We start from the raw sequence: 20757 nt of genomic DNA on the forward strand, positions 1-20757 counted from the left end.
GCTGGCACTCGAACGAGTGGCATTCTCCGGCGGTTGCGTCGTGAGTCAGGAGAGGGGCGACGCACGCGGAGACCAAGGAGCATCACCCGTGGCACTTCCCAACGCACGCAGAACGCTGGCATCGGCACTGGCCCTGGGGGTCGTGTGGTCCGGTCTGGCAGTCGGCGGATCCGCCGCCGCACAACCCGCACCCGAGATCACGTCCGCCAAGCCCGCCACGTGGACGGCCTGCGCGGCCGACGTGCTGGCGGAGATCCCGGCCGCCCAGCGCGACAAGGTCAGCTGCGCCGCCTACCCGGTACCGCTCGACCACCGCGAGCCGCGCGGCGCGACCATCGACGTCAAGATGATGAAGCGCCCGGCCGACGACCAGGCGAACAAGATCGGCTCGCTGTTCCTCAACCCCGGCGGCCCCGGCGGCGCCGGACTCATCTACTCGGCGTACGGCAGCTCGTTCTTCCAGCCCGAGATCATGAAGCGCTTCGACCTCATCGGGTTCGACCCGCGCGGCGTCGGCCGCAGCGCGCCGCTGAAGTGCTTCACCACCAACGAGGAGGCCGACGAGGTCTTCGGCAGGATGTCGTCCGTCCCGGTCACCAGGACCGAGATCCGCGACACCATGGACGCCACGCGCGACTACACCAGGTCGTGCGCGAAGGTCGCCGGACCGCTGCTGGAGCACATGTCCACCGAGGACGTCGCCCGCGACCTCGACCTGATGCGCCAGGGCGTCGGTGACCAGCAGCTCAACTTCGTGGGCTTCTCCTACGGCACGCTGCTCGGCGCGACCTACGCGAACATCTTCCCGGCCAAGTCCCGCGCGATCGTGATCGACGGCAACGTCGACCCGAACCTGCGCACCCACAACGGCGCGCAGTACGACCGCGAGCGCGCACAGGGCTTCGAGATCGCGCTCGACGCGTTCCTGAAGCGCTGCGACAGCGTCGGCCCCAAGTGCGCGTTCAGCGACGGTGACCCGCGCGCCAAGTTCGACGCGCTGCGCGACCACCTGCGCACGCGGGCCGTGACCCTGCCCGACGGCACCACCGCCACCTACGCGGGCGTCATCGGCCGGGTCGGCAGCAACCTGTACTCGCCCGCCAGCTTCACGTTGCTGGCCGCGTACCTCCAGACCATCCACAACGCCGTCAACGGCGTGGCGTCGCTGTCCGTCGCGGCCGTCACCGACGTGCCGCTGCTGGCGAACAACCGCGGTCTGGCCGACGTGCGCGTGCTGGGCGACACCCCGTACGAGTTCGACGACTCGTACTACGGCGTCAACTGCACCGACAAGCCGTTCGTGCGCGTGCCGGAGCTGTTCCCGCTCGTGGCCAAGCAGTGGGAGCGCGAATCCCCGACCTTCGGCCGCTCGCAGGCGGCGTCCGACCTGCTCACCTGCGCGAGCTGGCCGGTCCGCCACCCGGACCGCTGGTCGGGCCCGTGGAACCGCAAGACCCCCAACCCGGTCCTCGTCGTGGGCAACTACTACGACCCCGCCACGCAGTACAGGTTCGCGCAGCGCATGGCCAAGCAGCTGGGCAACGCCCGACTGGTCAGCGTGGACGCGTTCGGCCACTGCATCCTCGGCGACAGCGCGGGCGTGGACACCGTGGCGACCGACTACCTCGTCAACCTCAAGGTCCCGGCCAACGGCCAGGTCTTCCAACCGAACGTCCAACCGTTCGCCTGACCACCAGCCCGCTCCTCCGGCTCCTCCCGCAGCGGGAGGAGCGGGCACCCAGGCGACCCACAGCCCGCGCAGAACCAGGCCTGGGGAGATAGGACGTCTGTGAGCAGGCGCACGACTGAACAGCCAAAACCTGCCGGTAGAATCGGTTCAGCATTCAACTAGGCTGATACCGCTGCCCGTCAGGAGTCCGGCTTGACCACGACCCTGGAGCCCACCTCCACCCGTCGATCAACCGGACCGGCGCTCTTCGCCCTGGCACTCGGCGGCTTCGGCATCGGCACCACCGAGTTCGCCACGATGGGCCTCCTGCCGCAGGTCGCGGACACGTTCGCCATCTCCATCCCCACCGCGGGCCACGCGATCAGCCTCTACGCGCTCGGCGTCGTCGTCGGGGCCCCGCTGATCGCCGGACTGGCCGCGAAGCTCCCGCGCAAGGGCCTGCTGATCGCGCTGATGCTGGCCGTGGCGCTGGGCAACGGCCTGTCGTCCATCGCCCCGAACGCCACCCTGCTGATGGTCTCCCGCTTCGTCGCGGGCCTGCCGCACGGCGCGTTCTTCGGCATCGCCGCCGTCGTCGCCTCCGGCATCGTCGCCCCCGAACGCCGGGGCACGGCCGTCGCCCGCGTGATGGTCGGCCTGACCGTCGCGAACCTCATCGGCGTTCCCTTCGCGACCGCCGCGGGCCAGCAGATCGGCTGGCGCAGCGCGTACGCCGCGGTGGCCGTCGTCTCCGTCGTCACCGCGCTCACGCTGGCCAGGTGGGTGCCGCGCATCGCCGCGGCCCACGACGCCGGCATCGGCGCCGAACTCCGCGCGTTCCGCCGTCCGCAGGTGTGGTTCGCCCTGCTCACCGGCACGATCGGCTTCGGCGGCATGTTCGCCGTCTACTCCTACATCTCCCCCACGACCACCGAGGTCACCGGCCTGGGCGCGGGCGCGGTCCCGTGGATCCTCGCCGTGTTCGGCCTCGGCATGACCGCGGGAGCCTGGCTCGGCGGCCGGTTCCTCGACCGCTCCGTCATGGGCACGGTCTTCGGCACCCTCATCGCCACCGCGGTCGAACTCGCCCTGTTCGGCCTGCTCGCGACCGTCCCCGTGGCGACGTTCCCCCTGCTGTTCCTGATCGGCTTCACCACCACCGTGCTCGCCTCGGCGCTCCAGGTGCGCCTCATGGACGCCTCGCCGGACGCCCCGTCGCTCGCGTCCTCGTCCAACCACTCGGCCCTCAACATGGCCAACGGGGCGGGGGCCTGGCTCGGCGGCCTCGCCATCGCCGCGGGCTGGGGCTACCAGTCCACCGCGTGGGTGGGTGTCGCCCTCACCCTCGCGGGCCTCGCCATCGCCGTCCTGTCGGTCGTCGTCGAACGCCGTGTGAAAACTGTCGTACCCGTTTGACATGCTCGGCACATGCCGAACGACCAAGCACGCGCCACCACACCCGAAGACCTGGGCCGGATGTTCGTCGAACGCGCCAACGCGGGCGACGTGGACGGCCTCGTAGCCCTCTACGAGCCCCGCGCGGTCCTCGCCCTGCCCGACGGCAGGCGCGCCACGGGCGCCGAGGAGATCCGCGAGATCTACACGATGCTGCTGGAGGACCGCCCGCAGTTCGTCGCGGGTGAGCAGCGCACCGCCCTGCACAACGGCAACCTGGCGCTCACGTCGACCAGACGGGGGCGCGGGGCGACCGCCGAGGTCGCCCGCAGGCAGCCCGACGGCACCTGGCTGTGGCTGCTGGACGAGCCCAACGTCCTGGGGTGAGGGGCTCGGCACGGTGGGTCCTGGCCCCGTGCCGAGGTCTTGTGCCGCGACCGCCGTTCACGGCGAGCAGGTGAGGAGGTGTCCGACAGCCTGGTAGTTCTTCACGACCACGTCGTGCCGCTCGAACGGCAGGCACGACAGGTCGCCGTACTGCCGCACGACGTCTTCGTTCAGGGTGTCGGACACGAAGATGGCGATGTCGGTGTCCGTGGTCGTCATCGCGTCGCGGATCTGGCTGCTCTCCACCAGCCGGCAGAACCGCGTCGTGGTCGGACCCGTGAACCCGAGCGGAGCCGACCCGACCGGACCGACGTCGGCCGCCATCCGCAGCCTGATCCGGTCGTCGTGCCGGAGGTTGTCCTCGTGCAGCAGACGCGGCACGGTCCGAACCAGGTGGCGCACGGCGGCGAGCGCGTCCACGTCCGGCAGGTAGTAGAGGAAGCCGTCGCCCTCGCCCGCGAAGCTGGTCGGATCGACCGCGATGCCCAGCTCGTCCGCGAATCGCCCCAGCACGGCGGAGAGCCTCTGCTGCACCGCCGACTGCTGCTCGACGGTGCGTGAGCCGAAGCCCACGACGTCGACGGCGAAGCCGATCCGGTAGCGAAGGCCGTCGAGCGACTGGCGGCGGTGCGGCAACCGGATGAAGACGGTCTCGGGCTTGCCGCGGGGGTGCATGCCGAGGGGGTCTTCGAGTTCGTGCTCGGCCGTCGCCAGGACCTCCACCTCGCGACAGGACGCGGGTGCGGTGACGACCAGCCAGCCGCGCCGCGGTCCTGGTCGAACCCCGCCGGTGTGGCGCCAGCGGACGGTGCCGCTGCCGATGCCGAGCGCGTGCACGGCGGGTGCGAGGTCGGGGACCGGAACGTTGTCGTCGAGCAGACCGGTGCAGTCGGGGGTGTGTCGGACGAACTCCAGGCGCCTGGTCACCGCGAGCCGTTCGGGTGGGCGGTCGCTGGTCACCGATCTCGGCCACGCGTCGCGGACGCGGACGTCGGGCGTGCGGAACTCGAACCCGATCTCGGCCACGAGCGGTTCCGGTGCGTCCTCCTCGAACGTGACGTCGTACAGGACCTTCAGCAGGAGGACGTCCTGATCCTCGTCGTCGACGCCGATGTGGTCGATCTGCACGCCGTGCACGCTGATCCGACCGGTGTGGACGTCGGTGGACGTGAAGGCCCGCGGTTCCTCGGTGAGGAGCAGGTCGATCCGGGCGAGGTGCACGGTGACTCCCTGGTCAGATGCCGACGTGGATCCAGGCGGCCCAGGTGTGGGGTGCGCCGGGGTGGTCCGTCCGGATCAGCCGGACGGCGTGGTGCAGCGCGAGGGCGGTGCCTGCGGTGTCCGGAGCCACCGTGCCCCCGAGGGTCAACAGCCCGTAGACGGCCGCCGCCACTCGGGCCGCGGTCGCGTTCACCGGGGTGAGCGTGCCGATGACGTGGCGGTAGCCCGCGAGGTGGAACGCGCCGGTGATGTGGATCGCCTCGTCCACGAGACGCGGTGCCGTGTCGGTGGTGTTGCACGCGGAGAGGAAGACCAGATCCGCGTTCGGCAGGTCGAGCTGGAAGACCTCGGCGACCGTGAGCGCGTCGGTCTCGTGGTCGTGCAGCAGCAAGCGGCTCGCGCTCGGGTCACGCGGGTCGCCGACCGCGTGGCAGGCGAAGTGGGTGATCGCGTGCCGGGGGAGCGCCTCGACCACCGCGGCCCTGGTCGCCTCGGCGCGGACGAGTCCGACCGATCCGGGCACCAGGCCGGTGATCGTCTCGGCTTCGGACTCCGCGGACGGCAGCGCCCCCGCGCCGGGGGTCTCGGGCATCGCCACGACCACCGCCGACGAGTCGGCCGCGGCACGGGGTTCGCGCGCGTGCGTGCGCAGTGACGTCGTGTAGGAGGACACGACCCTGTCCACGGCGGTCCGCCCCGGATCGCCGTCGTGGTGGCCCGCGGCGTGCAGCGGCAGCGAGCTCATCGCGGAGATCGGGCACCACCACACCCGCGGCCAGCTCGAACTCGTGGGCAGGCCGAACCCCAGGTGGTCGAGCACGCGCTCGGTGACGTTGTCCCACAACCACTTCAGCACACCGTGCACGTCGTCGAGCGCGGCTTTGCGCGCTCCGTAGGACGAGGTGCGCACGGCCGCGAGGCACGACCGCTCGAAGCGGTCCGCCTGCTCGGCGGCCGTGATGTCGGTGATGCCCGGAAGCGGCACCACGTCGATCGGCCGGTCCGGCCGCAGCAGGAGCGCGCCCGCGCCCCACCTGGTCGCATAGGTGATCACCACGGGGCCCTGGTCGACCAGAGGCGGTGGGGGGAGCAAGAAGGTGTCGAAGCCGGGCTGGTCGCGGACGCGATCGAGCAGGTCCGCCCACTGCGCGGTGAGCTCCTCCCGACGCGTGGGCGGCGGTGCGCCGACGTGGTGGGCGACAACCGGGTGGTCGGCCGCGTCCAGCGCCCCGCGGAGCCGCTGGTGCTCCTGGTGGAGGTCGGGGTGCCGCTCCGCCAGGGCTCGCAGGTCGGAACGCGCGTCGAGGGTCTCGGACATCAGCAGCGTGCGCGCCTGTTCCACCAGCCGGACCGCGAGGTCCGGACGGCGGGCGCGGACCGCGGCGGCGGCCGCTTCGGCGGCGAGCCCGGTGATCCTGCCGAGACCGAACTCGCGGTCGCCGCGCGGGAACCGCTGGGGTGCCAGCTGGGGCAGGAGCGAGACGGCCTGCTGGAACGCGGCGACGGCCGCGTCGTCGGCGTTCACGTCCATCTCGACGCGACCGAGGTACCGCCACGCCCTGATCCGGTCGAGCACCGTCGCCGCAGGCGCCGCGGTCACCTCGGTGAAGGTGGCGCGGGCCTCGTCGTGCAGGCCCACGAGCAGCTGCGTGGCGCCCAGGTTGATCAGGATGGGCGGGCGGAGCGCCGAGTCGCGCGGGGTGAGCTCCGCCGCACGGCGCGCGTGGCGCGCGGCGTCGAGCGCGTCCCGCGGGTCGTCGGTGTGCGCGTGGCGTCGCAGGAGCGCGTGGGCCGTGTTCGAACACGCCGGAACGACGTCGCGGTGGTCGTCGGGCAGGGCGGCGACGCGGCGTCCGATCGCCACGACCTCCTCGAACAACGCCTCGTCGTTCGTCTCGGAGGCGAGCGCCACCATCGGCGCGATCACCTGGGTGAGCGTTCCGAGGAGGTTCGGGTGGTCCGCGCCCTGCTCGTGCACGGCCTGCTTGCCCATCTCCACCGCCTCGCGCACGTGCTCGACGTCGCCGGTGCGCTCGTACAGCACGAACCGAGCGCTCGCCGCATCGATCAGGTGGCCGACTCGCGCGGAGTCGCCCACCGGCGTGATCTCCACGGCCTTGCCGGTCGCTTCCACGGCTCCCACGGCCGGGGCGAGTTCCCCGGTGCGTTCGTGCAGCGCGCGCAGGGCGTTCCCGAACTCCACGAGCCTGCTCGGCAGGCGTGCGTGGTCGCGGTGGGTGCGCAGCAGCGCGGATCGGGCGAGCGAGGCCGCCTCGACGAGCGACCCGACGTCGCCGGTGTGGTTGAACCGGGTCCGCAGGGTCGCCGCGAGGCAGCTCTCGTTGTGCGCCCGGTCGGGGGACGATCCGTCGGTCCACGCCAGTGCTCGGCGCGCGAGCGCGACGGCGGCGTCGGCCTCGGCGGCGTTGGTCGCGGTCATCCCCAGGCGGTCGGCCAGGTTCGACAGCACGTCGGGCCGGTTCGGGTGGCCCACCGGTGTGGAGTCGAAGGCGGTCCGGAAACCCGCGACCGCCTCGGCGCGCAGGTCCGGGTCGTCGTGGTGCTGGGCGAGGTCCCAGCGGGCGTTGGCGAGGTTCGACAGCAACCTGCTCGCCTCGTCGCCGGCACCGTCCAGCATCGCCGCGGCGCGTTCGCCCGCGCTGACGGCTTCGAGCAGGGCGGCCGTGTCGCCGGTGCGCTGGTACGTCGAGCGCAGGGAGTTGGCGAGGTTCGACAACCGCATCATGAGCGCCGGGTCGCCGCTCGCCGTCGCCCTCACCGCCTCCCGCGCGGTGTCGACCGCTTCGGCGAGCGCCTCCTCGTCGGTGGTGTGCAGGTAGAGCTGTTCCAGCCCGGCGGAGAGGTTGCTGAGGTACTGGGGGTCGCCGGGCGCCAGTTCGACCGCCCGTCTGCACGCGGCCAGCGCCTCGTGGAGGAGTTCGACGTCACCGAGGCGCTCGAACAGCAAGATCAGACCGGCGCCGAGGTTCGCCATCCGCCGGGGGCGGGGTGGAGGAGCGGCGGTCGCGCGGCGGAGCAGGTCGACCGACGCGCGCAGGTCCGCCAGGTCGTTCGACTCGCGGTAGCGGTGGTGCAGCGCGACTGCCTGCTCGCTCAGCTCGCCGTGGGGCATCCCGCCAAGTTAGCGGTGAACGGTGGTCGTCCCGTGCGGGGACCGCCCCGGCCGGTGGACGGCGGTGTTCGTACCACCACTTGAGGAGCCGCTCGGGTGAAGAACGTTGGGCCACCAGGGTGACGGGGACCGTCCTGGCTAACACGCAGCGTTCGACCCGGCGATGACCGGGGCGGACGGAGTGGTGCCGCGGACGAGCTGAGGACGTGGGCGATGTTCAGGCGGAAGGCGTGCAGGATCGCGGAGCTGGAGCAGGTCGTCGCCCGCCTCCAGCGGCGGCTGGACCAGGTCGAGGAGCGGTTGGCGGGCGTCGACCGCGTCGAGCACGAGGAGGCGCGGCAGCGGGTGGAGGGGTTGCGGGCCGAGGCGGAGCGGATCCTGCGGGACCGGTCGGCGGAGAAGCTGCGGCTCGAGAACGAGCTGGCGCGCCGCAAGACGGCGCACGCCATCGCGTTGGCCCAGGCGCGCGCCGCGGTCGAGGCGGAGCTGGACCACGTGCGCACGCGGATCGTGGAGGCCCGCCACGAGTTGCGGCTGGTGGAGCACGGCGAAGAGCTCGCGAGGCCCGAGAGCCTGCGGCCGATCGGGGCGGACGAGGCCGTGGCACCGCTGCCGCGCGCCGAAGACCCGGGAACCGGTCTCCCGCCACCCCGCGGGGCTGTCGAGCGGGAAGACCGGGCGGCCCCCTGAGGGCAGGGCTTTCCGTTCTGCCGCACCGGGTTGCCGCTCAACGCTCGGCCGCCGCCCGCGACGAGCGGCCAACTGCGCGGCAGGACTGGGAGGAACGGGCCGTGAACGCCGGGCTCGCCGTGCGCGGGACCGTCACCGAGAAGACCGGGCTCGTCGTCGCGGTTGACCCGGACTCGTTGTCGGGCGGGGCGGAGGAGGCCGCGGCGCACGGGATCCCGGTGGTCGCCGAGGCGGCCTTCGACCGGATGCCGGACCGGTGCCCTAGCCGAGCGCGCTGCGCAGGATCAGGGTGACCGCCGCGGCGGTCGACAGCAGCAGCACGGGGATCCGGACGCCCTTCCCGTCGACCAGCTTGCGCAGCGGGCTCGACAGGAGGAAACCCACCACCAGGAACGGGATCAGCAGGAGACCGGTGACGACCTGCGGCGGGTGCACCTGGCCCGCGACGAGGAGGCCGATGATCGACGTGAAGGACCCCAGGACGAAGTAGGCGGCGAGGGTCGCGCGGATCTGGGCGCCGGGGGAGTTCTGGTAGAGCATGGCGACCGGTGGGCCGCCGACGGACATCGCCGTGCCGAACGAGCCGCTGGCGAGGCCCGCGACGACGAGCGCCGTCCTGGTGGGGCGGGGGTTCCAGGTGGTGACCGACAGCAGCACGCCGAGGAGCACGACCACACCGATCAGCAGGCTGAACTGGTTCTGGTCCAGCGAGTCCACCAGCAGCACGCCGATCGCGGTTCCGGGCAGCCGACCGAGGATCGCCCAGCCGACGCCGTGCCAGTCCACGTGGGAGTGTTCGCGCGCGAGGCTCATGATGGAGTGCGTCATGGCCGTGATGAGGATCGGCACGGGCAGCAGCGACGGGTCCAGCAGGGCCAGGATCGGCACGGCCACCAGCGCCAGGCCGAAGCCCGCCAGTCCCTGGACCAGCCCTCCGAGCGTCACCACCAAGCCCGCGAGCAGCAGTCCGGTCCACATGATTAGCTACGCTAACAGAACAGCCTCCCCATCGAGGCCAGCGCGTTCTCGGCGTGGATCCGGTGCCCGGTCCGGATCCCGTGCTCCAGGTCTTCGAGCGCGGTGCACCGGGCGAGGAACACCGCCCGCTCCCGCGGCTCGTCGCTGCCGTACGCCGCCAGCGCCGCCTCGAAGGCGTCCGGACCGAGGTCGCGGTAGAGCAGCCCGAGGTCGTACGCCGGATCGGTGAACGCCGCGTCGGTCCAGTCGATCACCCCGCCCACCGTCCACCCGCGAGGGTCGACCAGCACGTGCTCGGCTCCCAAGTCGTTGTGCGAGAACACGAGTGCGGGCCGCGCGGACGGCGGCTCGGCGGCCAGGAACTCCTCGATCGGTCCACGGTGGACGGCCGGGACCGTGTCCGGCGCGTACAGCTCGGCGGCCTCCGCGAGCCACCGCGACGGCGGGTCGTCGTCCGCCCCGACCACGTCCGCCATCCGCTCCGGCGGCACCGCGTTCAGCACCGCCAGGTACCCGCCGAGCACCGCGCCGATCTCCACCGGGGGCGCTCCCGGCAGGCCCAGGAGTTGCCTTCCGGGCACTTTCCGGTACACCACGCACCCGACCTCCGTGACGGAGAACACCGGTGCCGGCACCGGGAGGGGCGACACCTCGGCCACCTTCGCCAGCAACCGCACCTCCCGGTCCGTCTCCGCCGGGTCGGGCACCTTCGCGAACCGCACGACCAGCTCGCCGTTCACCTCGAACGCGACGTTGTCCTGCCCCTCACCCAGCCGCACCACCCGCTCGACCCGGTAGGCGGGCAGGTGTCGGGCGAGCACGTCGAGCACCTGTTCGTCCACCGGTGGACCACCTCCGTGCACCTCCGCGCGTGTCCGGTTCGGGACACGGCCGCCCTCGTCCGTGTGACGATGGTTACGGTCCGCCGTAGCCGCTGCAACAGAGGGTTGTCATTTCCGCCCCCGTACCGCATCTTTACCTCGCGCGGTCGCGGCGACCGCGTGATCACGGGTGGGAAACCTGGGGGGAAGTCGCGCTGTGGGGGGAATTCGTCTGTTCGCCGTGCCCGGAAGACCGCGCGGGCGTCGGCGGCGTTTCACGCTTCTCACGGTGATCCTGCTGCTCCTCGGCTTCGCGGGACCGACGGCGTCGAGGTTGACGCCCCCGCTGTTCGACGGGATGCCCGAGCTCGCCGAGGCGATCCGCCTGGCGCCCGAGCAGCGCTGGGAATCGGCGAAGGAAGCCCTGGAACGCGCGGGCCGCGAGAACGCGGCCCAGATCTCCGACTCCTCCCCGAACCGCCCGGCCCTGTCGGAGCGGTCGAAGTACCCGCCGCTGTCCTTCGCCTCGGACGCCGCGGCCCCGAACGGGGCCGAGCGGGCGAACGGTGATCGCGAGGTCACCGGTTTCGACGCCGCGACCAGCCGCGAGATCCCCGAACGGCGCGAGCCGTTCGAGCGCACCTACGCCAACTCCGACGGCACGACGACCACCGAGTTCTCCGAGGGCCCGCTCAACTTCGAGCGGCCGGACGGCACGATGGCACCGATCGTCACCACGGTCGTGCCGGACGGCTCGTCGCCCACGAGCGGCTGGCGCAACGCGGCCGACTCGCTCGACCTGCGGTTCTCCCGCACGGCGGGTGCCGACGGCATGGTGCGGGTGGTGTTCGACGACGCGCACCAGCTCTCCTACGGCGTCGCCGACGCGAAGCCCGTCGAGGGGCGCGCCGACGGCAGCAGCCTCACCTACCCCGGCATCCGGCCCGACGCGGACGTGCGGCTCGACGTCCGGCCGGGCGCGCTGAAGGAGACGCTGGTCCTCACCTCGGCGAAGGCGCCCCGCTCGTGGACCTTCCCGCTGAGGCTCACCGGTCTGCGGGCCGAGGTCGTCGACGGGCGGGTCGCGCTGCTCGACGAGCGCGACGTCGAGCGCGCCCGGTTCCCGCGCGGGTTCATGGTCGACTCCAAGGTCGACGAGCTGTCGGGTGACCCGGCCCGCTCCGACGCCGTCCGGTACGAAGTGGTCGAGCACGACGGCGCGACCGCCCTGAAGGTCGAGTTCGACTCCCCGTGGCTGGACGACCCCGCGCGCCAGTACCCCGTGCTGGTCGACCCGACGATCGAGCCCCAGGCCGCGAACGCGAGCATGATCGCCCAGGACGGCTTCCGCGACACCTCCGGCGCGGAGCTCAAGGCGGGCCGCGTCGACGGCACCACGGCGGCCTCGTACCTCAAGTTCGACGGCATCGAGAACCGGCTGCGCAACCACAAGATCTTCTCGTCGCACCTGGCGCTGGCCAACACGCACTCCTACTCCTGCCGCCCGCGCCCGATCACCGTGCACGGCGTGACGGAGCCGTGGGGGACCGGTGGCGGCTACCCCGGTCCCGCCTACGGCGACGCGCTGACCGAGGCGTCGTTCGCGCACGGCCGCGAGGGCTGCCCGGCCACCTGGGAGGTCGTCAACCTCGGCACGCCAGGACGCGACCTGGTCCAGCGCTGGGTGGACGGCGAGCAGGCCAACCACGGTCTCACCGTCCGCGCCCCGGTCGACGACGTCCACGCGTGGAAGAAGTTCGCGGGCCACGCCGCCGGGGGCGCCGCCCCCGCCCTGTACGTGACGTACTCGCGGTACAACGCGAGCTACCAGTTCCTCGATCCCCGACCGGACCCGCCGATCACCCGCGCGCAGGGCGGCGAGGTGAAGGTGTCGGCCACCAACCTCGGTTCGGGCCCGTGGACGCGGGGTGACTACAGCCTCGGCTACCGGATCTTCACCGAGTCGGGCAGCCGCGTCTCGGAGGTCGAGAACGCCGCACCGCTGCCGAAGGACGTGGCCAGGGGCGAGACGGTGAACCTGGAGCCGTTCGTCGAGAAGCTGGAGCCCGGCAAGTACACGGTGGACTTCAGCATCGTCCACAAGGGGGTCAGGGTCCTCTCCGACGACATGCTCCCCGTGCTGCGGCTGGTGCTGCAGGTCTACGAGATCCCGCCGAGGATCGTCGACCAGTACCCGCCGAACGGCCACCCGTCGCCCGTGCTGACGCCCTCGCTGTGGGCGCAGGCGCTCGACATCGCCCCGAAGCCCGGCTCGTCGCTGACCTACAACTACCAGCTCTGCGAGAAGGACTCCGCGGGCGTCGACTTCGCCTGCACCGACTCGGGGTTCCTGCCGGGGCAGACCTACACCGTGCCCGCGAACCGGTTGCGCTGGTCCAAGACCTACTACTGGCGGGTGACCGCCTCCAACGGCACGGTGCAGAGCCCGCCGGGCCCGCAGAGCGCGCTGCTCACCGTGGTCCCCCAGCCGGAGATCACCTCGCACCTGGCCGTGGCGCCGTACAGCGGGTCCAACAAGGACTTCGACCCGCAGACCGGCAACTACTTCAGCAGCGCGATCGACGCGTCCGTCGCGACGGTCGGCCCCGCGCTCGTGGTGGCCCGGACGTACAACAGCCTCGACCCGCGCACGGACCTCCTGTTCGGCGCGGGCTGGTCGAGCACCTACGACATGCGCGTCGTGCCGGACCAGGACGGTTCCGGCAACGTCGTGGTGACCTACCCGGACGGCCAGCAGGCGAGGTTCGGGCGCAACGGCGACGGCACGTTCGCGCCGCCGTCCGGTCGCTACGCGACCTTCCGGCAGGTCGACGGCGGCTGGAGCCTCCAGGACAAGGCCTCCACGCTGTACACCTTCGGCGGCGACGGCAGGCTGCGCGCCGTCGTCGACAACCAGCGGCGCACCGTGTCCCTGGCCTACGACGCGGCGGGCAGGCTCAAGACCGCCACCAGCGACACGAGCAGGCGCACGCTCACCTTCACCTGGTCGGGCGGCCACATCGGGTCCGTGTCGACCGAACCGGTCGGCGGCAAGGCCCTCACGTGGACCTACACCTACGACGGCGACCAGCTCACCGGGGTGTGCGACCCGAACGGCGGGTGCACCACCTACGAGCACTCGACCGGCTCGCACTACCGCAGCGTGGTGGCCGACTCCAACCCCGACTCCTACTGGCGGCTCGGCGAGACGACCGGTGAGGTCGCGGTCAGCGAGGGGGGCACCCGCCTCGGCGAGGACAACGGCCGGTACACCGACGTCGGGCACGCGAACGCGGGACCGCTGAGCGGCACCAGCACGCGGGCGGCCACGTTCAACGGCACGTCGTCGGTCGTGACGCTGCCCAACGAGTTGTCGGTCAAGAGCCGCAGCACGGCCATCGAGCTGTGGTTCAGGACCACGGCGAGCGGCCCGCTGTTCGCCCAGCAGCGCAAGGCGCTCGGCGAGGAGTCGACGGGCGCGGTGCCCGTGCTCTACGTCGGTCAGGACGGCAGGCTGCGCGGCGAGTTCTGGCACGGGTCGGTGAACCCGGTGACGACCCCGGAGCCGGTCAACGACGGCCAGTGGCACCACGTGGTGCTGTCCGGCTCGCTCGCCACCCAGACGATGTACCTCGACGGAGCGCGCGTCGGCAGCGTCGACGGCACGATCGCCCCGGAGGACGTGCCGTTCAACCAGATCGGCGCGGGCTACGCGGCGGGCTCCTGGCCGCAGTGGGGGCCCAACCCCCGCTGGTACTTCACCGGCGACATCGCCGAGGTCGCCCTCTACCAGCACCCGGTCGGCGACACCGCCGTCGCGGCGCACTTCAGGGCCAGGGCGAGCGCGACCCAACTGGCCGGGATCACCCTCCCGTCCGGGCGCACGGCGGCGACGCTGACCTACGACACGGTCAACGACCGCCTCAGGGAGTCCGTCGACGAGAACGGCGGCCTGTGGCGGATCGGCACGCCGTCCAGCAGCGGTGACGGGACGAACCCGATCCTCTCCGTCTCGGTGACCGACCCCGGCAACCGGTTCCACGACTACGCCTACGACGCCGCTCGCGGCCGGGTGGTCCGCTACTCGTCCCCGCTGGGGCTCGGGGCGCGGGAGTCCGACGCCACCCCGGCTCCGACCACGACCACGACGACGCCCACCTGCACCACCTCCACGCCGCCGAACGGCGGGCCGGTCTTCTGCGGTGGACCCGTCACCGGTCCACCGAGCTGGGAGACCGGCCCGATCAAGGGCCAGGGCGTGCGTACCTTCGACTACGACGCCGCGGGCTTCCAGAACACCATCACCAACGAGGTGGGCGCCCAGGTCAGGATGACCTACGACGAGCGCGGCAACCTGCTGTCGTCCACGACCTGCCGCACCAGCTCCACCGACTGCCAGACCAGCCGCACCGAGTACTTCCTCAACGCGGGCAACAGCATCGACCCGCGCAACGACAAGCCGGTCGAGCACCGCGACGCGCGCTCGACGAGCGCCACCGACGACACCTACGTCGTGCGGACGACGTACACGCCGTTCGGCGAGACGCTGACCAGGACCAGACCGGACGGCAGCGGGACGTCGCAGACCTACACGGTCGACTCGGACGCGGCCTTCGGCGGCGGCAACACCCCCGCGGGACTGGTCGCGACCAGGACCGACGCCCGCGGCCAGGTCACGCGAAACTCCTACTACCGCAACGGGGACCTCGCCGAGGTCGTCGCACCGTCCGGTCTCACCACCCGGTTCGCCTACGACGTGCTGGGGCGCAAGACCAGCGAGACCCAGATCAGCGAGGCCCACCCGGACGGGGTCACCACCACCTACACCTACGACGCGCTGTCACGCCCGTCGCGGGTGACCAGTCCCGGCGTCCGGAACCCGATCACCGGCGTCACCCACACCTCCCGCGCCACCACCGAGTACGACGTGGACGGCCGGAGGACCGGGGTCGAGGTCGTCGACCTGACCGGTGGGGACCAGCCGCGCGCCAGCACGTTCGACCACGACGCGCACGGCAGGCTGGTGAGGGCGGTCGACCCCGAGGGCCGCGAGTCCTCGCAGGGCTACGACGTGTTCGGCAACGTCGTGTGGTCGGTCGACCCGGCGGGCAACCGCACGGAGCTGAGCTACACGGCCCGAAACCAGGTCGCCGAGGTGCGGCTGAAGGACTGGCGCGGTGACGAGGCCGCCCCCGCGGGCGGTGACCTGGTCGTGCAGGACAACGCCTACGACCACGCGGGCAGGCTGGTGGTGCGCAGCGACGCGATGGGCCGCACCCTGGTCTACACCTACTACCAGGACGACAAGCCGTGGAAGGTCATCGCGACCGGGTTCCACAACGCCAACGGCACGACGCGCGACATCACGTTGCAGGAGAACACCTACGACGCGGCGGGCGCGCTCGTCAAGCAGGTGGCGGGCGGTGGCCAGGTCACCACGGTCCACGAGATCGACGCGCTGGGCCGCGTCGCCGCCACCACGGTCGACCCCGACCGGGTGCAGCGCCGGATGCGCTACACCTACGACGCGGGCGACAACATCGTCCGCGAGGTCCGCAGCGGACGGCCGTCCAACGTGCCGTTCACGGCGAGCGCGAGCTCGACGGTGCTCGACCACGTCTACGACGGGCCGGGCAGGCGGGTCAGCGACAGCACGTTCGCCGACGGCGTCGCCCTGACCACGTCGCGAACCTACGACCAGCGCGGCAACGTGACGTCCTCCACCGATCCCCGCGGCAACGCCGAGGGCGCCGTCGCGGAGGACTTCACCACCCGGTTCACCTACGACGAGCTGGGCCGCCGCGTCACGTCCACCGCACCCGCCGTGTCGGTGGAGACCGGCGGCGGCGCTCCCGTCACCGCGAACCCGACCACCACGGCCGGCTACAACACGTTCGACCAGATGACCGACGTCAGGGACGCCACCGGTGCCGTGACCCGCACCGAGTACGACAGGCTCGGGCGGCGGACCCGCGCGGTGCTGCCGTCCTACACGCCGCCCGGCGGGCAGCCGATCACGCCCACCGCCACCACGACCTACGACGTCGCGGGCAACGTCAGGACGACCACGGACGGGCGGGACAACACCACGACGTTCACCTACGACCAGTTCAACCGGGTGGTGCGCAAGCAGGACCCCGACGTCGGCGGTGCCGCGGGCGGCGTGTGGAGCTACACCTACACGCGGACCGGTGAGCAGCGCTCGGTGACGAGCCCGGTCGGCGCGCGGGTCCAGGCCACCTACGACGACCTCGGCCGCCGGATCACGACCACCCGGCTGGAGCGCAGCCCGCAGCCCACGGCGTTCACCACGAAGTACGCCTACGACGACGCGGACAACCTCACCAGCACCACCTCGCCGAACGACGAGGTGGCGAAGCAGGTGTACGACACCGCCAACCAGTTGATCACCACGATCGACCCGGCGGGCGTGACGACCCAGCACGGCTACGACCAGGTCGGCCGCAAGATCACCGAGAAGGACGGCCTCGGCCGGTACACGGCCCTGAGGTTCGACGACGCGGGCAGGCAGACCGGCGTGCTGGACTTCAGCCCGTCGAACGCGCTGCTGCGCCGGACCTCGGTCGACTACGACCCGGCGGGCAACCCGGTCGCCCGCACCGACGCGCTGGGCCACACCACCACGGCGACCTACGACGCGCTCAACCGGCAGGTGAGCCAGGTGGAGCCGGTCTCGGCCACCGAGACCATCACCACCGGGTTCGGCTACGACGCCGTGGGCCACCGCACCCGCTACACCGACGGGCGCGGCAACCCGACCGTCTACACGTTCAACAGCCTCGGCCTGCCCGAGTCGGTCGTCGAACCCTCGACGCAGGCCCACCCGGCCGCCGCCGACCGGACCTGGACGGTGGCCTACGACGCCGCGACCAACGCGGTCTCCGCCACCGCGCCCGGCGGCGTCACCCGCCAGCGCACCTACGACCCCCTGAACCGGCTCACCGAGGAGACCGGAGCGGGAGCCGAGGCGGCGACCGCGACCAGGTCCAACTCCTACGACCTCGCGGGCAGGCTGACCGGCGTCAGCGCTCCCGGCGGCACGAACACCTTCACCTACAACGACCGCGGGGCGCTGCTCACGGCGGCCGGGCCGTCCGGAGCCTCCAGCTTCGCCTACGACGCGAGCGGCCGGGTGACCGAGCGGACCGACGCGGCGGGCACGTCCACCTACGCGTACTACAAGGGCAGGCTCGCGTCCGTCCAGGACGGTGTCACGGGCGGACGGCAGACCCTGGGCTACAACGCCGCGGGTGACGTCAACCAGGTCGTCTACGGGTCGGGGCACGTCAGGACGCTCGACTTCGACGACCTCGGCAGGCCGACCGCCGACAAGCTGAGGAACACCGCGGGCTCCGTCGTCTCCTCGATCGCCTACGGCTACGACGCGGCCGACAACGTCACCGGCAAGACCACCACCGGAACCGCCGGAGCGGGCCAGAACACCTACACCTACGACCACGCGGGCCGGATGACCTCGTGGACCGGGTCGGGCCGGACCACGACCTACGGCTGGGACGCCTCGGGCAACCGGACCAGGGTCGACGACAAGACGTCGACGTTCGACGCCCGCAACCGGCTGCTCGCCGACGGCGACTTCACCTACGCCTACACGGCTCGCGGCACGCTGGCGAGCCGGACCAGCTCCGGTCTCACCGACCGGATGACCTTCGACGCGTTCGACCGGATGGTCGGCCAGGGCCAGGCGACCTACGCCTACGACGGCCTCGACCGGATGGTCGTCCGCAACGGCACGCGCCTGTCCTACAGCGGCGCGGGCGACGCACTCGCCAGCGACGGCGCCGCGGACTACACCCGCGGTCCGTCCGGTGAGCTCGTCGCGCTCGAACAGGGCCAGGACAAGCGCCTCGCGATCACCGACATGCACGGCGACCTGGTCGGAGGCCTCGCACCCGGCGACGGCACCGCGGGGCTGGCCGACTCGGCCGCGTTCGACCCGTTCGGCAAGGTCCTCGGCACCAGCGGCGGCAAGCGCTCGATCGGCTTCCAGGGCTCGTGGACCGACCCCGACACCGCACAGGTCAACATGGGGTCCCGCTGGTACGACCCGTCGACGGGCGCGTTCAACTCCCGCGACTCGGTCATGGCGGCCTCCGGCGGCTCCGTGCTGTTCAACCGCTACACCTACGGCTCCGGTTCACCGATCCGCTACAGCGACCCCGACGGCCACTGGGGCTTCGACTGGGTCGGCGACGCCATCGACGCCGTCGGCGGCTGGGTCGACGACAACGTGGTGCAGCCGACCAAGAACGCGGCGAGCGCCGTCGCGGGCTGGGCGTCGCAGGCGTGGAACACCGTCGTCGACTGGGGCAAGCGCACCTGGAACAACGTGGTCCAGTGGGCGTCCGACACCTGGAACAACGTGGTCGACTGGGGCAAGAGGACCTGGAACAGCTTCGTCGACTGGGGCAAGCGCACCTGGAACACCGTCAGCGAGAAGTTCAGCGAGGTCCTCACCTGGGGCTCGAACGCGCTCAACAGCATCCTGGGCGCGCTCGAATCCGGGTGGACGGCGTTCAGCGGAGTGCTCGACGAGATCAGCGCGCTCGGCGAGAAGTGGGTCCTCAACCCGATCGAGGACGCCGCCAAGACCGTGTTCTCCGCGATCCCGACCATCCCCGCCCGCGTGGTCAGCATGGTCACGGACCTGAGCGTGGAGGACGCGCAGGCGACCATCGACGCGGCGTGGAACTCCGCGGTCCAGGCGTACCCGGTCATCGGCCAGGTCGGCTCGTTCCTGTCGGGAGCGGTCGAGGCGGCGGGCGGCCTGGTCGAGTTCGCCTGGAACTTCACCCCGCTCCGCGTCGTCCTCAGCCCGTCCAGCCTGTTCAGCAACATCGCCAACCTGTACGGGGGCCTGTGGAACGGCTTGCAGGACCCCCTCGCGTTCGGCAAGTCGCTGGTGGACTGGGACACCTGGGCGACCGACCCGGCTCGCGCGGCCGGGCACCTGGTGCCGGACGTCATCGGCGCGATCTTCACCGGGGGCGGTGCCGCCGTTGGTCGGCGGGTCGCCGTCGGGACCGCCGAGGCGGCGGCGGAGGCCGGGGTGCGGCGCGGTGCCGGGCAGGTGGCGAAGGACTCGGCGAAGGGTGTGGTGAGCTGCAAGGACCCCAACAGCTTCCTGCCCGCGACCCTGGTGCTGATGGCTGACGGGACGCGTCGGGCGATCGAGGACGTGCAGGTCGGTGATCTCGTGGTGGCGACCGACCCGACGACCGGGACCACGGCGGACAAGAGGGTCACCGACGTGATCGTCGGTGACGGCGAGAAGGACCTGGTCGAGGCGACCGTGGCGACGGGTGCCGGGGTCGGGAGCCTGACGGCCACCGGCGACCACCCGTTCTGGGTGAACGGCGAGGGCGAGTGGGTCGACGCGGACGAGCTGCGAGTCGGTCATCGGCTGCACACCGCTGACGGCACCCCCGCCGCTGTCGTCGGGCTTCGGGCCTACACGCAGGTGCGGAAGGTCTACAACCTGACCGTCGACGGCATCCACACGTTCTACGTGATGGCGGGCAGCACTCCGGTGCTGGTCCACAACGAGGCCGATTCGAACTCGGACCTGGTGTACCTCTGGCGGGCTGTCACCGAAGGTGAACTCGGCGATATCCTGGCAAATCGGCAGTGGAACAGCCCGCAGGGTGTCAAGTACTTCTCCTTTACCGAGAGGGGTGCTGCCGAGTACTCGCGGAGGGCATTCGCGGCATTTTCGGCTGAGGGTCCGTACACCATGATCCGCACTTCGGTCAGGCTGTCGAGCCTGCCTGAGGAAACTCGAATGGCTTACACTGCGGACGTGGTCGACGGTGGAGTGGCGTTGAACAACGGTGAATTGAAGAAGCTTGGAAGGCCCTCGATCATGACCAGCATGAGCACCGGTGTGGGGTGCTGATGGAATACGTGGTCGCGGCCTCGCTCGAGCGGATCGTGCAGGCGTGTCGAGAGGCTCTGGGCGACATTCCCGACGTGGAGTTCCGGGTCGGCTCGGTGCCCGAGACGGGTGCGGGGTGCGATGTCGCGATCCTGAGCTTCCCCCTCGCCCATGAGCGCTACGGGGGGGTTCCGCGAATGGGAGTGGCCCAGGTCCTCGTCAACACGCGAGGTGATGGTGCGCCAGGAATAATTCTGGCGACGCCGCCCACTCCTGTTCCGGTGTCGGCGACCGGTGTCGGCGACGCTGAGATCGAGGAGTACGTGATTCGCGCTCTCGACTCGTGCCTGGGTGAACTGGAAAACCATTTCCCGGAGTTCGAGGGGATTTCGAAGATCCTCGTCCACCTGGAGGCCGCCGGGCTGGACCGGAAGGATCTCGGTGCGCCCCTGAGGGGTGTTCGCAGTTTTTTGTCCAAGGGGCGTAGCTGACTCGGTTCACGTCCGCACGGCTGGTGGGGGATCGGTAGATCGATGAAGGGGTCGATGAG

At 71.5% G+C, this 20757-nt stretch carries 10 protein-coding genes; 6 read left to right on the top strand and 4 right to left on the bottom strand.

Annotated features, from left to right (window positions below):
* Positions 1 to 88: 88 nt before the first annotated feature.
* The 3 genes from VFZ92_RS38510 to VFZ92_RS38520 all read left to right on the top strand — a co-directional run bounded on the left by VFZ92_RS38510 (position 89) and on the right by VFZ92_RS38520 (position 3451).
* Positions 89 to 1690, top strand: a complete 1602-nt coding sequence (locus tag VFZ92_RS38510; protein WP_330882353.1) for an alpha/beta hydrolase — start codon at positions 89 to 91, stop codon at positions 1688 to 1690.
* A gap of 192 nt (positions 1691 to 1882) precedes the next feature.
* The gene (locus tag VFZ92_RS38515; protein ID WP_330882355.1) at positions 1883 to 3085 is read left to right on the top strand and encodes an MFS transporter; all 1203 of its coding nucleotides are present in this window, start codon (positions 1883 to 1885) and stop codon (positions 3083 to 3085) included.
* A gap of 12 nt (positions 3086 to 3097) precedes the next feature.
* Complete coding sequence (locus VFZ92_RS38520; protein ID WP_330882357.1) at positions 3098 to 3451, top strand: YybH family protein; 354 nt, start codon at positions 3098 to 3100, stop codon at positions 3449 to 3451.
* A gap of 57 nt (positions 3452 to 3508) precedes the next feature.
* On the opposite strand, the gene VFZ92_RS38525 is transcribed toward VFZ92_RS38520, so the two are convergent.
* Both VFZ92_RS38525 and VFZ92_RS38530 read right to left on the bottom strand, forming a co-directional pair.
* On the bottom strand, positions 3509 to 4672 hold the full coding sequence (locus tag VFZ92_RS38525; protein WP_330882359.1) for a hypothetical protein: 1164 nt from the start codon (positions 4670 to 4672) through the stop codon (positions 3509 to 3511).
* Between the two features lie 13 nt (positions 4673 to 4685).
* Positions 4686 to 7805 carry a CHAT domain-containing protein gene (locus VFZ92_RS38530; RefSeq protein ID WP_330882361.1) on the bottom strand — a complete coding sequence of 1040 codons (3120 nt, stop codon included), beginning with the start codon at positions 7803 to 7805 and terminating at the stop codon, positions 4686 to 4688.
* A gap of 213 nt (positions 7806 to 8018) precedes the next feature.
* On the opposite strand from VFZ92_RS38530, the gene VFZ92_RS38535 reads away from it, so the two are divergent.
* Positions 8019 to 8495, top strand: coding sequence for a hypothetical protein (locus VFZ92_RS38535; RefSeq protein ID WP_330882363.1), 477 nt, complete (start codon positions 8019 to 8021; stop codon positions 8493 to 8495).
* Positions 8496 to 8756: 261 nt separating this feature from the next.
* On the opposite strand, the gene VFZ92_RS38540 is transcribed toward VFZ92_RS38535, so the two are convergent.
* Together VFZ92_RS38540 and VFZ92_RS38545 are read right to left on the bottom strand one after the other, a co-directional pair.
* On the bottom strand, positions 8757 to 9473 hold the full coding sequence (locus tag VFZ92_RS38540) for a sulfite exporter TauE/SafE family protein (protein WP_330882365.1): 717 nt from the start codon (positions 9471 to 9473) through the stop codon (positions 8757 to 8759).
* 11 nt (positions 9474 to 9484) lie between these two features.
* Positions 9485 to 10315, bottom strand: a complete 831-nt coding sequence (locus tag VFZ92_RS38545) for an aminoglycoside phosphotransferase family protein (RefSeq protein ID WP_330882367.1) — start codon at positions 10313 to 10315, stop codon at positions 9485 to 9487.
* A 268-nt stretch (positions 10316 to 10583) separates the two neighbouring features.
* Between VFZ92_RS38545 and VFZ92_RS38550 the strand changes: the two genes are divergently transcribed.
* A complete protein-coding gene (locus tag VFZ92_RS38550) occupies positions 10584 to 20228 on the top strand; it encodes a polymorphic toxin-type HINT domain-containing protein (RefSeq protein ID WP_330882370.1) in 9645 nt (3214 codons plus the stop codon).
* Positions 20228 to 20698: a hypothetical protein gene (locus VFZ92_RS38555; RefSeq protein WP_330882373.1), complete on the top strand. Its 471-nt coding sequence runs from the start codon at positions 20228 to 20230 to the stop codon at positions 20696 to 20698. Before VFZ92_RS38550 ends, VFZ92_RS38555 begins: the two co-directional genes overlap by 1 nt.
* Positions 20699 to 20757 lie beyond the last annotated feature (59 nt).

This window comes from Umezawaea sp. (assembly GCF_036375055.1).
In the GTDB taxonomy this organism is placed as follows: domain Bacteria; phylum Actinomycetota; class Actinomycetes; order Mycobacteriales; family Pseudonocardiaceae; genus Umezawaea.

Excerpts from the sequence above, each read along its gene's own strand:
- VFZ92_RS38520 (WP_330882357.1), top strand. The coding sequence starts at position 3,098 with ATGCCGAACGACCAAGCACGCGCCACCACACCCGAAGACCTGGGCCGG.
- VFZ92_RS38530 (WP_330882361.1), bottom strand. The coding sequence starts at position 7,805 with ATGCCCCACGGCGAGCTGAGCGAGCAGGCAGTCGCGCTGCACCACCGC.
- VFZ92_RS38535 (WP_330882363.1), top strand. The coding sequence starts at position 8,019 with ATGTTCAGGCGGAAGGCGTGCAGGATCGCGGAGCTGGAGCAGGTCGTC.
- VFZ92_RS38540 (WP_330882365.1), bottom strand. The coding sequence starts at position 9,473 with ATGTGGACCGGACTGCTGCTCGCGGGCTTGGTGGTGACGCTCGGAGGG.
- VFZ92_RS38555 (WP_330882373.1), top strand. The coding sequence starts at position 20,228 with ATGGAATACGTGGTCGCGGCCTCGCTCGAGCGGATCGTGCAGGCGTGT.